The sequence below is a fragment of the Pseudomonas sp. Irchel 3E20 genome (genome assembly GCF_900187645.1).
Classification (GTDB): domain Bacteria; phylum Pseudomonadota; class Gammaproteobacteria; order Pseudomonadales; family Pseudomonadaceae; genus Aquipseudomonas.
On sequence record NZ_FYEE01000003.1, the window covers coordinates 470,842 to 483,617 of the forward strand.

At 60.2% G+C, this 12,776-nt stretch carries 13 protein-coding genes; 4 read left to right on the forward strand and 9 right to left on the reverse strand.

The window, feature by feature from the left end:
* Positions 1-132: 132 nt before the first annotated feature.
* Complete coding sequence (locus CKW13_RS08530) at positions 133-438, reverse strand: PepSY domain-containing protein (protein ID WP_095108146.1); 306 nt, start codon at positions 436-438, stop codon at positions 133-135.
* Positions 439-591: 153 nt separating this feature from the next.
* Between CKW13_RS08530 and CKW13_RS08535 the strand changes: the two genes are divergently transcribed.
* On the forward strand, positions 592-1,479 hold the full coding sequence (locus CKW13_RS08535; protein WP_095108147.1) for a sterol desaturase family protein: 888 nt from the start codon (positions 592-594) through the stop codon (positions 1,477-1,479).
* Position 1,480: 1 nt separating this feature from the next.
* On the opposite strand, the gene CKW13_RS08540 is transcribed toward CKW13_RS08535, so the two are convergent.
* Both CKW13_RS08540 and CKW13_RS08545 read right to left on the reverse strand, forming a co-directional pair.
* Entirely contained in the window at positions 1,481-2,185 is a 705-nt protein-coding gene (locus CKW13_RS08540) for an AraC family transcriptional regulator (protein ID WP_095108148.1), read from the reverse strand.
* Positions 2,175-3,299, reverse strand: coding sequence for a glycerophosphodiester phosphodiesterase (locus tag CKW13_RS08545; protein ID WP_095108149.1), 1,125 nt, complete (start codon positions 3,297-3,299; stop codon positions 2,175-2,177). Before CKW13_RS08545 ends, CKW13_RS08540 begins: the two co-directional genes overlap by 11 nt.
* 325 nt (positions 3,300-3,624) lie before the next feature.
* Here CKW13_RS08545 and CKW13_RS08550 point away from each other — a divergent pair, with 325 nt between their 5' ends.
* Positions 3,625-3,960 carry a DUF2025 family protein gene (locus tag CKW13_RS08550; protein ID WP_095108150.1) on the forward strand — a complete coding sequence of 112 codons (336 nt, stop codon included), beginning with the start codon at positions 3,625-3,627 and terminating at the stop codon, positions 3,958-3,960.
* Here the strand turns inward: CKW13_RS08550 and CKW13_RS08555 are convergent.
* The 5 genes from CKW13_RS08555 to CKW13_RS08575 form a co-directional block, all read right to left on the reverse strand.
* On the reverse strand, positions 3,920-5,011 hold the full coding sequence (locus CKW13_RS08555; protein WP_095108151.1) for a diguanylate cyclase: 1,092 nt from the start codon (positions 5,009-5,011) through the stop codon (positions 3,920-3,922). The genes CKW13_RS08550 and CKW13_RS08555 overlap by 41 nt on opposite strands.
* A 192-nt stretch (positions 5,012-5,203) precedes the next feature.
* A complete protein-coding gene (locus CKW13_RS08560) occupies positions 5,204-5,521 on the reverse strand; it encodes a helix-turn-helix transcriptional regulator (protein WP_095108152.1) in 318 nt (105 codons plus the stop codon).
* 108 nt (positions 5,522-5,629) lie between these two features.
* Complete coding sequence (locus CKW13_RS08565; protein ID WP_095108153.1) at positions 5,630-6,556, reverse strand: hypothetical protein; 927 nt, start codon at positions 6,554-6,556, stop codon at positions 5,630-5,632.
* A 196-nt stretch (positions 6,557-6,752) separates the two neighbouring features.
* A complete protein-coding gene (locus tag CKW13_RS08570) occupies positions 6,753-8,000 on the reverse strand; it encodes a ribonucleotide-diphosphate reductase subunit beta (protein WP_095108154.1) in 1,248 nt (415 codons plus the stop codon).
* 704 nt (positions 8,001-8,704) lie between these two features.
* Positions 8,705-8,968 carry a DUF2790 domain-containing protein gene (locus CKW13_RS08575; protein ID WP_095108155.1) on the reverse strand — a complete coding sequence of 88 codons (264 nt, stop codon included), beginning with the start codon at positions 8,966-8,968 and terminating at the stop codon, positions 8,705-8,707.
* A gap of 415 nt (positions 8,969-9,383) precedes the next feature.
* Here CKW13_RS08575 and acs point away from each other — a divergent pair, with 415 nt between their 5' ends.
* A complete protein-coding gene (gene acs / locus CKW13_RS08580; RefSeq protein WP_095108156.1) occupies positions 9,384-11,339 on the forward strand; it encodes an acetate--CoA ligase in 1,956 nt (651 codons plus the stop codon).
* A gap of 11 nt (positions 11,340-11,350) precedes the next feature.
* Here the strand turns inward: acs and CKW13_RS24180 are convergent, their stop codons facing one another.
* A complete protein-coding gene (locus CKW13_RS24180; protein WP_141233955.1) occupies positions 11,351-11,800 on the reverse strand; it encodes a hypothetical protein in 450 nt (149 codons plus the stop codon).
* A gap of 134 nt (positions 11,801-11,934) precedes the next feature.
* On the opposite strand from CKW13_RS24180, the gene CKW13_RS08585 reads away from it, so the two are divergent.
* Complete coding sequence (locus CKW13_RS08585; protein WP_095108157.1) at positions 11,935-12,708, forward strand: ABC transporter substrate-binding protein; 774 nt, start codon at positions 11,935-11,937, stop codon at positions 12,706-12,708.
* The last annotated feature ends 68 nt before the right edge of the window (positions 12,709-12,776 follow it).

Genomic DNA, 12,776 nt, shown 5'->3' on the forward strand with positions numbered 1-12,776 from the left:
GCAACTGTGTAGGCAGGCCCCGTGTGGGAGAGGGCCGGGCGGCGCTGCGCCTGCCCGCGATGGCTGCGTGCAAGCGGCCACACAAAAACGCCCCACGGCTTGAAGGCCGTGGGGCGTTTTTGTGGCTGGGGATCAGTGGTCTTGTTGGTGGCGGATGACTTCGCCGGTTTTGGCGTTCAATTCCACATCCCATTTCTTACCATCGGCGGCCAGAACTTCCACTTCGTAGACGTAGGTGCCGTCTTTGCGCTGGTCCAGTTCGGTGTCAACGATCTGCCCAGCCTGTTTGGCCAGGGCTTTCTGGTTGAGTTGCTCCATGTCTTGGATGGTGTTGTTTTTGAGCAGGCCAGGAATTTGGTCAGGACGGACATCGGCTTGGGCCAGGCCAGCGGTCAGGGTCAGGGCGGTGGCGGCGAACAGAGCGGTCAACATTTTCATGGGGGCTTTCCTTGGGTTGATTCGTTTAAGTGGCCTCAGGTTAACGGCTCGAACTTAACTCAGCCTTAATTTCGTTTCCGCGTATTGCGCCGTTTGTTCAATCGCGCCGTTTTACCCCCTGGCATCGTAGGGCCTCGATCAATGGAGACTCTTATGAAACGTCTGTTTTGCGGGCTGTATGCCCCTGTGTTCGCGGTGGGTTTTATCGGTATGGCGTTGTGGCTGGCGGTGCAGCCAGGGTGGGCGTTGGTGTGGCTGGTGCCGCTTTTCGCGCTGGCCGTGGCGGTGTCGTTTGCCGCCGAGGCGTGGGCGCCCTACGAGCCCTGCTGGAATCAGGCCCAGGGTGATCGGCGCCGCGATGCGCTGCATGCGCTGGTCAACGAGGCCCTCAATGCCCTCGGCCTGCTGGCATTGCCGGCACTGGTGGCGCTGCTGGCCATTGACGGCGTATGGCCCCACGGCTGGGCCTTGGGCTGGCAGTTGTTGTTGGCGATTGTGGTGGCCGATTGCGGCATCACCCTGGCCCATTACGCCAGCCATCGGAGTGCGTGGCTGTGGCGTTTGCACGCGGTGCATCACAGCGTGCAGCGCCTCTACGGCTTCAACGGGTTGATGAAGCACCCACTGCACCAAGCCTTGGAGGCCAGCGCCGGGTTGTTGCCGTTGCTGGTGCTGGGGATTCCGTTGCCGGTGGCGACCTTGCTGGCGTTCGCCATTGCCATCCAGTTGCTGTTGCAGCATTCCAACGTCGATATGCGCCTGGGGCCGCTGCGCTGGGTGTTTGCCTGGGCGCCGGTGCATCGCTTCCATCACATGAAGTACGGTCGCGCCGGGGATGTGAATTTCGGCCTGTTCTTCAACCTCTGGGACTGGCTGCTGGGGACGGTGTTCTACACCCGCGATTACGCGATCAAACAGGGCGACCTAGGCATCGGCAGCCGCCCGGACTTCCCCGACGATTACCTGGGCCAGTTACTCGACCCGCTCAACCCCGGCCCCAGCGGCAAGGAGCCGCCCGTGCCTGCCGCGTTACGCCACTGATTCAAGCCAATAGGCGCAATTCTATGCCGTGCAGTGCCTGGCCGGCGGTGACGCCAAACAGGCGTTTCATGGTGCGCGAGAAGTGCGCCGAATCGGCAAACCCGGCGCCGTGGGCGGCCTGGGTGATGTTGTGCCCGCCCAGGATCAGGGCCAGCGCCAGGCGCAGGCGCCGCCACAACACCAGGCGCCGCACCGGTAGGCCGACATGGCTGGCGAACAGCCGTTCCAATTGGCTCAGGGAGACGTGGGCCTCCCGCGCCAGCGCCGTGGCCGAGACCTTGGCGCTGAGCAGTTGGTCCAGCGCCTCCAAGGCCCTTTCGATGCGCGGGTCTTGCAGGGGCGTGCGCGGGCAGCTGTCGAGGGCGGCGATCAGGCTGTCTTGCTCAAGGGCCACGCCTTGTAGTGCTTGTTGCAGCACCTGAGCGTCGATCAACAAGGGCTCGGCATAGACCGCGAACACCATGCCGGGCGCGTCGAGGATGGCGTGTTCGCGCAGGGCCTCGATAAACACGCGATGGCCGCTGTGCTCGACGCCGTCGAGGCTGACAGTGACCGGCCCTTGCGGCGCGAGGAGCAGTTGGTGGGCGTAGTGGGCGTGGGGCGCGGTGTGCCCCACGCCGCCGCGGATCAAGCCGTAATCGTGGCCCAGCCACAACTGGCCGCGCCATTGGGTGCGCTGCGTTGGTTCGCCGGCTTCAGTAGCCATGGCGCTCAAGTAACTCGGTAGCGCTGGCGGGCGCGGGGCGTTGCAGGTACTCCAGCAGTGCGTCGGGGCGGTTGGTGAAGAGGCCATCGACGCCGGCGCCCAGTACGTGCTTGAAGTCCACGGCGGCGTCAACGGTGTAGACATGCACCAGCAGGCCCTGGTCGTGGCTGTACTGGTTCATCCACGGCTGCACCAGGTCGGCGTAGCTCTGCGCGCCGCCGCCGGTGAGGGCCGCCGAAGGTCCGGTGCCGATGGCGCCCAAAGCCTTGGCATCGTCCACCCAGCGTTGGAACTCGGCTGTGCTGTGGGGTTGCTGTTGGGCGTAGAACGCGGCTTTGTCGGTGAGGCCGCTGGCGGCGAAGGTCTGCTCGGACTTGGCCTTGATGTACCCATCGCCGACCCACAGCAGCAGGATTTTCGGCACCTGGGGCATTTCCTTGTGCAGCAGGGCCAGGCTGTTTTTGTCGAAGGTCTGCAGTACGACGCGGCCCTTGCCCTGGCCGACAGCCCCTTCGCCTTTGGCCTGTGTCGAGCCGCCGGGGCTGAGCCAACCGCGTGCTTGCAGCGTGTTCTTGAGGTCGCGTTCCAACCCAGGAAATTGAGCGGGTTCCTTGGTTTCGATGTACAGGCCGGGTGTGTGTGCCGGGTTGCCCTGAGCGATGTCGATGATTTCATCCAGGGTCAGGATTGGCAGGCCGACGAAGGCCGGCCGGGCGCGCTGCGGGTAAGCGGTGTTGAACCAACTGCCGGCATCCAGGGTTTTCAGTTCGGCCAGGGTGAAGGCGTTGGCGGGGCTGTCCTTGCGCTCGGGGAATTTTGTCGCGACGTCGGTGGTGCGTTGCAGGTTGTCGTCGTGCAGGGCAAACAGCACGCCGTCGTTGCTGCGTTGCAGGTCCAGTTCCAGGTAATCGGCGCCCAGGTCCCGGGCCAGCAGGTAGGCGGCTGCGGTGGATTCGGGTGCATCGAAGGACGCCCCGCGGTGGGCGATGACTGCCGGGTGCGGTATCCCGGCAGCGCTGGCCAGAGCGGCGGGGGCGGATGTGGCGTGGGCCGGATGGGATAGGCCCAGAAGCAGGGGCAGCAGCAGGGTGTTTTTGCGCAAGGTCACGGGCATGGTCGAGGTCCTCTCGTGAAGAACGATGGCAAAGGGCTTGGTGGGGCGCCTGGGGCAGGTTTTGCGTGGGAGCTGGCAAGCCGCTTCCACAGGAGGACACCTTTACTGCCCGGCACCTGGCCAAGGTCTCTCTTTTAACAACTGAGGCGCCAGGCTGCTATCGCGATACCGACATAAAGCGGCTCTTGTGGTTTTTTCAGCGCCTTTGTGGCGCGCTTTGCAGTAATCTTCGCCCACCAGTTTCCCCGTCAGAGGGAAACCCAAGCCCTGCCCTGCGTGTAAACCATCGATCACCTGTCCTGCGGGACCCGTAGTGAGGTTTACCATGCGTATCACTTCCGAACTTATCTGCCAGGCCGCCGACCAGCTCAACGGTTTTGTCGGCCTGAATCGCAAGACTGGGCGCTACATCGTGCGCTTTAGCGAAGATTCCTTCGGCATGGACGTCGCCGACGACGCCATCATCCCCGCCAGCGAGTTCGTCTGGGAGGTACTGGAGGGCCAGACCATGACCCTCAAGCGCGAGCAGATTCAACTGTTGCTGGACCAGAACATCGACGATCGCATCAACATCACCGAGCCTTTGCGCGTGTACATGCGCCGCCAGGACGTCCCGCAAATCACGGCGTTGCGCAGCCTGGTGCAACCGAGCCTGGGCTGACGGGCGGGGCGGGGTGGGCGGCAATGTCGATGCGGTTGCGGCCCCCTCTCTTGGCGGCGTACAGCGCCTTGTCCGCGGCATCGAGCCAGGTCGCTGCATCGCGAAAGCCAGGGGTGTAAGCGGCCAGGCCGATGCTCAGGCTGACGCGTAAGTCGGGCATCGCGGCATTGCGGTAGTGGCTGAGTACCTCGCGCAGGCGCTCCATGACCTCGGCAGCCGCTGCGTCAGTGGTGTCGGGCAGGATCACGCAGAACTCGTCACCCCCGTAACGCCCGCTCAGGTCATGCTCGCGCAGGTTGAGCTTGAGTTCGGCGCTCAATTGGCGCAGTACGCTATCGCCGACGATATGGCCGTGGTGGTCATTGATCGCCTTGAAGTGATCGATGTCGATCAGAGCGACGGTGGCGTGGCAGCCTTGCTGCTGGCACTGGTGGAACTTGAGGTGCAACAGGTCTTTCCAGGAACCGTGGTTGAGCAGGCCGGTCAGGCTGTCGGTACGGCTCAGGGCGCTGAGGGCGCGCTTGTGCTCCGACAGTTTGATCGCCAGGCGATAGCACACCATGCCCAGGGCGATGGGGTAGAGGGTCAGCATCGGGATGCAGGCGTAGACCTGTGCGGAACTGGCTTGCGTGGTGAACCCCAAGCCCAGTAGCCCCCAGGCCACCAGTATCCCCACCACCTGGGCCGCAGTGCCCCGCACGAGCAGGCGCAGGCCTCCCGCGGCCACGTTGTTCATGGTCATCATCGACAGGATGGTGATGCTGGGCAGCGGGTTGAACTGCATGGCCGCCACCCAGAAACCGCCGCTCAGGGAGTCGTAGAGCAGGTTGCGGCGCTCGGCCTGGTAGGGAAAGTGCGAGCGTGCCGACAACTGGTACGCCAGGTGCGCCCAAGCAAATCCCTGGAACAGCAACAGCGCCCAGACCCAGGCAGGCACCTGCAACGGGTAGAGCGCGGCGCCGACACTGAGGCTGCCGATGCCTAGGCCTACCGTCCTGGGCATGTAGATGCGCTGGGCAAATGACAGCCCCTTGCCTCGTTGTTTTTCCATAGGTCTTTGCACCAAAGCGTTTTCTGCACAGGTTGGAGTGTTGTGGGGCGGCTCGCCGTTTATCGGATAAAACGGGCGAGCATTGTCATTTATTCCAACCTGAATAATCAGTGTCCTTCCAAGCCATTTAGTGGCGATATGCCGCTAGGTAGAGGGGCACACGCTGGCAGAGCAAGCACCGGCGGCGCGGGGTCACTCGATCAAGGCGTAGTCGGGGCGCCCGATGGGGTTGGGCGTGGAGCCCTGGATGTTCATGCCCCGGCCCGGAGCGAACCCGGGAAAGAACACCAGGCCTTCGGTTTCAAGGCAAAAGGCCAGGGCCAGGCGGGTGACATCCAGCACCTGGCCCTGGGCCTCATAGCGGTTGATGGCGGCGACTGAAACCCCCGAGCGTTGCGATAACTGCTCCGGGCTCCAGCCCAGCAGTTCCCGCGCTTGCACACAGTGGAGTGGGGTGAACTGGTAAAGGGCCATGCGTTCAAGGGTGGTTTTCATTGCGAGAGAGGCCATGGTTTTCTCCGGATGGCGAGCGAGACGATACCAAAAAACAACTGTGTTTTTGTACAGTTGTTTCGCCACCGGATCAAACGGATTTTTTGATGCATATCGGCCCTGCCCTCAGGACCGCTCCAGGCCGGGCACCTCGCGGATAATCAAATGGTCCAGGTTGTCGATGTCGGCGCTGAACACGGCGAAGGTCTGTTGCGGGTTCTTTTTGCTGGGCACTTGCTTGAGTTGCGGAGTGACCCCGTAGAAGAAGCAATACAGTTCGCGCTGGCTGTCGATGGCGTACTTGATCTCTTCGAGGAACGCTTTGCGTTTGCGGTAACCCTCGATCAGCCGTTTGCTCAGGTAGATGTTCACCGAGTGGGGCTTCTTGTCGGCCCAGACCTTTTTTTCAAAGTCGATGCGAAAACTGCTGGTGTAGTCCTTGATCTCTTTGATCCGGCCCCAGTAGATCAAGCCCTTGTTGTCTTGCAGGTATTCGACCTTCTTGAAGAATGTCCAATAAGTGGCCGTTTGCTCTCCGATCTTCAAGGGCATGCGCTTGAGTAAATCCTTGTCGCCGATGTTTGACACAAAGCATTCCACCGGGTGGGCAAACACGCTGGTTTTATCAGGCGCGGGACTGCGTTCCTGCGGCTCGGCAGGCCGCGGTGGTGGTGGGAGTGCGGCGGGCGGATTGGCCGGCGTGGGTGGGAGCGAATACTGGCGCCGGGTCAGCAGCAGCTCTGAGGGGAAATGCTCCTCGCGGTTTTCTTCCTCTGCTGCGCTGTTTTTGCGCTGGCCGTAGGGGCAGCCTTCGCGGTGCAGGGTGGCGGGCAGGTTCTTGAAGTGGGGTGTGCGCACATAGTTGACGTTGCGCGCGTTGAAGGTGCCGAGCACGTTGCTTTGGGGGAACGCGGCGCGGCAGGCATCATCCGGGCACAGGAAGTGTTCGTGGGTGGAGTTGAAAGCCAGGGTTTCGTCGAAATTCAGCTCCCGCACGTCGTAGATCGACAATTTGTCCGCCAGGCTCAGGCAATACGCTTTATCGAATTTCATGGGCGCGGGGTCCTGTGGGGGGAATGAGGTGGGCGCTATAGTCGCCGGCCATTGGCGGCGGTGCAACTCCACAAGTTGCCTGGATAACAGCTACAGGTTTTACCCAGGTATAAAAAAGCCCCGCACGAGTGCGAGGCTTTTATACAACTTGCGTTACCGGCTTAGTTGGCCCGGTAGTGCCTGGTGAGTTGTGAAATCAATCCCAACTCAGTGCGCCGCCTGTTTGATACTCGGTTACCCGCGTCTCGAAGAAGTTCTTCTCTTTCTTCAAGTCCATGATTTCGCTCATCCATGGGAACGGGTTGGTGGTGTTTGGATATTCTTCTTTCAAACCGATCTGCGACAGGCGACGGTTGGCGATGAACTTGAGGTAGTCCTCCATCATGGCCGCGTTCATGCCCAGCACGCCGCGTGGCATGGTGTCGCGAGCGTATTCGATTTCCAGTTGGGTGCCTTGCAGGATCATCTGCGTGGCTTCTTCTTTCATCTCGGCATCCCACAGCTGTGGGTTTTCCAGCTTGATCTGGTTGATGACGTCGATGCCGAAGTTCAGGTGCATGGACTCGTCGCGCAGGATGTACTGGAACTGCTCGGCGACGCCGGTCATTTTGTTGCGACGGCCCATGGACAGGATCTGGGTAAAGCCGCAGTAGAAGAAGATGCCTTCCAGGACGCAGTAGTAGGCGACCAGGTTGCGCAGCAGCTCCTTGTCGGTATCGACAGTGCCGGTTTCGAACTTCGGATCGGAGATCGAACGGGTGTATTTGAGGCCCCAGGCAGCCTTCTTCGCCACCGATGGGATCTCGTGGTACATGTTGAAGATCTCGCCTTCATCCATGGCCAGCGATTCGATGCAGTACTGGTAGGCGTGGGTGTGGATCGCCTCTTCAAAGGCCTGGCGCAGGATGTACTGGCGGCATTCGGGGTTGGTGATGAGGCGGTACACGGCCAGTACCAAGTTGTTGGCAACCAGGGAGTCGGCGGTGGAGAAGAAGCCCAGGTTGCGCATCACGATGCGGCGCTCGTCGTCGGTCAGGCCTTCGGGGTCTTTCCAGAGGGCGATGTCGGCGGTCATGTTGACTTCTTGCGGCATCCAGTGGTTCGCGCAGCCGTCCAGGTACTTCTGCCAGGCCCAATCGTATTTGAAGGGCACCAGTTGGTTGAGGTCGGCGCGGCAGTTAATCATGCGTTTTTCGTCGACGGCCACGCGGGCGGAAGCGCCTTCGAGTTCAGCCAGGCCTTCGGCGATGTCGAGGTTGTCCAGGGCGGTTTTGGCACGGATGATCGCAGCGGAGTCGTTGGCGGTCACGGCACGGGCCTGGAGGGCTGCGGCACCGCCGGCGCTGTCGAGGCGGTCCATGGTGGCTTCGGCGGCGTGGCCGGCGTTGGCGCCCTTGGCGACTACTTCGCCGTCTTCTTTGTCAAATTCGTCCCAGCTCAGCATGACGTGTCGTCTCCTGCGTGAGGGCCAGATGCCCGTGTGAAAACTGTTGAGGTTGGTTTTTCACACGGCCTAACGGGCCGCGTTGGATCTTAAGGAATCGTTTTTTGCATCAGCTAACGCAGGCAAGAAAACAAGATGTTGTACGGGTATTCCGGGGCCTTGATGGGCGCAGGTGACAAAGGTCGCTTCTGCGTTGGCGCCGGACGCCTGTAAGGGAATATTGCAGGCCCGATTTAGGCCGCATTATAGGGACTTTTTCGTCGCTGTGCTGCGGCGAAATCACTCAGGCAGACCTCGGCGGACGGCGTTTTCCCGCGGGGGCAAGGGTTTATGGGGCTTTGCCCGCTGAAGTTTTTTTTTACGGGTTTTTCAAGCCGGCTGGGTGCCGATGGCGGGGCGGTTGTGCGGCAAAACGCGGGAAGTCAGGTAGGACGTGACTTACAGAGCGACGAGGGGGATTTGGCGGGCCAATTGTGTTCAGTTTTTGGATGAAATTGTGCGAGGTGTTTTTTGTGCAAAAAACAACCAAAAAACCGGTTTTTCACTACATCTTGTGTTTTTTGGCGCCTGGGTGCGGTTTGAAACACAACTGAGCCCGACCGAAATCGGGCTGTCAGGTTGCGGTCGGTCATCCCTGTACGGGGGTGATGGCCGCAGTGGCAGGCAAAGGTGGCGATAAGGGGCGCCATGCCTGACGGGAACCGTTAACCGTTAGAGCAACCGTTGCCCATGACGCTGTATTGCAGGATGTGCCGCTGGCCTTTGGAATCTTCATATTCCATGCGGGCCGGTACAACTTCGCAGACATTTGGTATTTCACTCATTGAAAGAACTTTGGCGATATCCAGATGGGTGGAGTAAGTGTATTCCACTACTGGAACTTCCTGGCTGCCAACTTGCGTTGGTGTCTCGTCAGCCATGGCGGTAGCGCAAAGACTGCTGAGGGCCAGAACTAATAACGCTTTCATTTCAGGTTTACCTTTCTTGGGTCGAGTGGGGTCACGCAACCTTTTGCAGGTTGCGTGTGGAACTTAAGTAAAAAGTATTTGGATTAACTGCCTTCGTGGGGGCTGCAACTGGGTTAATCACGTTGCCGGGTTGGCGAGGCTGATTTTAGGCGTGCGCCTGGCATTCATATAGCCGTGCTTTTGATAAAGACTTTTGACAGATTTTGTAACAATCCCTGGAAAAACCGCCCAGCGGGCGCCTGCTGCGGTAAATCCAAGCTAAATACAGGGGGCCAGAAGCCGCGGGCTTGAGCCTCTGGCGGCTTGTTAGAGCGTTTTGTAGGGGTTTGTTACTACCATCGTCGAATGGTTCTATAGGGCTGGGCCGGCTAAAACAGGGTCATACAAAAACAACTATGTCACCGAGGTAAGAAAGATGAGTGCGGCTTCCCTGTATCCCGTTCGTCCCGAGGTTGCGGCCAATACGCTGACTGATGAGGCGACCTACAAGGCCATGTACCAACAGTCGGTGGTCAACCCGGACGGCTTCTGGCGCGAGCAGGCCAAGCGCCTCGACTGGATCAAACCTTTCACCACGGTGAAACAGACTTCCTTCGATGACCACCACGTGGACATCAAATGGTTTGCCGATGGCACCCTGAACGTTTCCTACAACTGCCTGGACCGCCACCTCGCCGAGCGCGGCGATCAGTTGGCGATCATCTGGGAGGGCGATGATCCTTCCGAACACCGCGAAATCACCTACCGCGAACTGCACGAAGAAGTCTGCAAGTTCGCCAACGCCCTGCGTGGCCAGGACGTGCACCGCGGCGACGTGGTGACCATCTATATGCCGATGATTCCAGAAGCCGTGGTCGCCATGCTGGCCTGCGCGCGTATCGGTGCGATCCACTCGGTGGTGTTCGGTGGCTTCTCGCCCGAAGCCCTGGCCGGGCGGATCATCGACTGCAAATCCAAAGTGGTGATTACCGCCGACGAAGGCATCCGTGCCGGCAAGAAGATCCCGCTCAAGAGCAACGTCGACGACGCGCTGACCAACCCGGAAACCAGCAGCATCCAGAAAGTCATCGTGTGCAAGCGCACCGCCGGTGACATCAAGTGGAACCAGCATCGCGACATCTGGTACGAAGACCTGATGAAAGTGGCGGGCAGCGTGTGCGCGCCGAAGGAAATGGGCGCTGAAGAGGCGCTGTTCATCCTTTACACCTCCGGTTCCACCGGTAAGCCCAAGGGCGTGCAGCACACCACCGCCGGCTACCTGCTTTACGCGGCCCTGACCCACGAGCGCGTGTTCGACTACCGCGCCGGCGAGGTCTACTGGTGCACCGCCGACGTCGGTTGGGTCACTGGCCACACCTACATCGTCTACGGCCCGTTGGCCAACGGCGCGACCACTGTGCTGTTCGAGGGCGTGCCGAACTACCCGGATATCACTCGCGTCGGCAAGATCGTCGATAAACATAAAGTCAACGTGCTCTACACCGCGCCGACCGCAATCCGCGCCATGATGGCCTCCGGCCAAGCGGCAATCGAAGGTGTCGATGGCAGCAGCCTGCGCCTGCTGGGCTCGGTGGGTGAGCCGATCAACCCGGAAGCCTGGGACTGGTACTACAAGAACGTCGGCCAGTCGCGCTGCCCGATTGTCGATACCTGGTGGCAGACCGAGACTGGCGCCACCCTGATGAGCCCGCTGCCGGGTGCCCATGCCCTCAAGCCAGGTTCTGCGGCCCGTCCGTTCTTCGGCGTGGTGCCGGCGCTGGTGGATAACCTGGGCAACATCATCGAGGGCGCCGCCGAGGGCAACCTGGTGATCCTCGATTCGTGGCCAGGCCAGGCACGGACCCTGTACCGCGACCATGACCGTTTCGTTGACACTTACTTCAAGACCTTCCGTGGCATGTATTTCACCGGCGACGGTGCCCGTCGCGACGAAGATGGCTACTACTGGATCACCGGTCGCGTGGATGACGTGCTTAACGTATCCGGCCACCGCATGGGCACCGCGGAGATCGAGAGTGCGATGGTTGCGCACCCGAAAGTCGCCGAAGCCGCCGTGGTGGGCGTACCGCACGACATCAAGGGGCAGGGCATTTATGTCTACGTCACCCTCAATGGTGGCGAAGAGCCGAGCGAAGCGCTGCGCTTGGAATTGAAAAACTGGGTGCGTAAGGAAATCGGCCCGATTGCCTCACCGGACGTGATCCAGTGGGCGCCCGGCCTGCCGAAAACCCGTTCGGGGAAAATCATGCGGCGCATCCTGCGCAAGATTGCCACCGCCGAGTACGACGGCCTGGGGGATATCTCCACCCTGGCTGACCCGGGCGTGGTGCAACACCTGATCGACACCCACAAGACCATGAACGTCGCATAAGCGCGCCACGGTCACCCGAGCCCCTCCCGGTTTAGCCCCGGGCGGGGCTTTTTTGTGGATGCGTTTTTTGGTTTTGCGTGACGACTCTTACGTTTGGTGTAGGGCTTCTTGGTGCTATAGCCAATAAATATCTGTTTTATGGGTAGGATGATTCCTATCGTTACCGCTGAAGTCGGATGTGTAACCCTGCGCCCAAATACGGGGCGAACTGACACATCTTGCACCGAAAAAGCCCGATTCCGGCGGGCCGGGAAATAAGATGAAACGCTGCGCTTGCCGGAATAGAAGGGTTTGCGAATAATAGGCCCGCTATTTGCAGCATAGATCGGTTCAATGTCTTTTGCTCTTGCACAAAACAAAAGAGCTGTCAATGAGCTTGGCCAGTTTTCTCGGTGCTTCTGTAAATTGTTGTCGCATTGAAGAAATATCGGCTGAGTACCTGTCGTTAGAATGCCGATCACTCGCTCGCCGTTGCTTGGGTTTAATGTGACTCAAGCGTCCTACGCCGCAGCAGCGCTTTTCAGGTTCCACCCATTCGCATATTTGGGCTATCGCTCACTTTGCCGTTTTCGCCCTTTACCGATGGAGTCCTAAGATGAAGAAACTCGTGCTTCTTGGCGCACTGGCACTGTCCGTGCTGTCCCTGCCGACTTTTGCCGATGAAAAGCCTGTGAAAATCGGCATCGAAGCGGCTTACCCGCCGTTCGCCTCCAAAGCGCCGGATGGCAGCATCGTCGGTTTCGACTACGACATCGGCAATGCGCTGTGCGAAGAAATGAAGGTCAAGTGCGTCTGGGTCGAGCAGGAATTCGACGGCCTGATCCCGGCCCTCAAGGTGCGCAAGATCGACGCCATCCTGTCGTCCATGTCCATCACTGACGACCGCAAGAAGTCCGTGGACTTCACCGGCAAGTACTACAACACCCCGGCGCGTCTGGTGATGAAGGAAGGCGCTGAGCTCAGCGACGCCTTGACTGAACTGAGCGGCAAGAAGATCGGCGTGCAGCGCGGTTCGATCCACGACCGTTTCGCCAAGGAAGTGCTGGCCCCTAAAGGCGCCACCATCGTTCCCTACGGCACCCAGAACGAAATCTACCTGGACGTGGCCGCCGGCCGCCTCGACGGCACCGTGGCCGACGCCACCTTGCTCAGCGACGGCTTCCTGAAAACCGACGCTGGCAAGGGCTTCGCCTTCGTGGGCCCGGCCTTCACCGACGCCAAGTACTTCGGCGACGGCATTGGCATCGCGGTCCGCAAGGGTGACGCACTGAAAGACAAGATCAGCGCCGCCATCCTGGCCATTCGCGAGAACGGCAAATACAAGCAAGTCCAGGACAAGTACTTCGATTTCGACATTTACGGCAAGTAAACCGTCGCAGCGACAAGTCCTAAATGGCGCAAGCAACAGGATTTCTGAGGTTTGCGCCATTTTTTCAT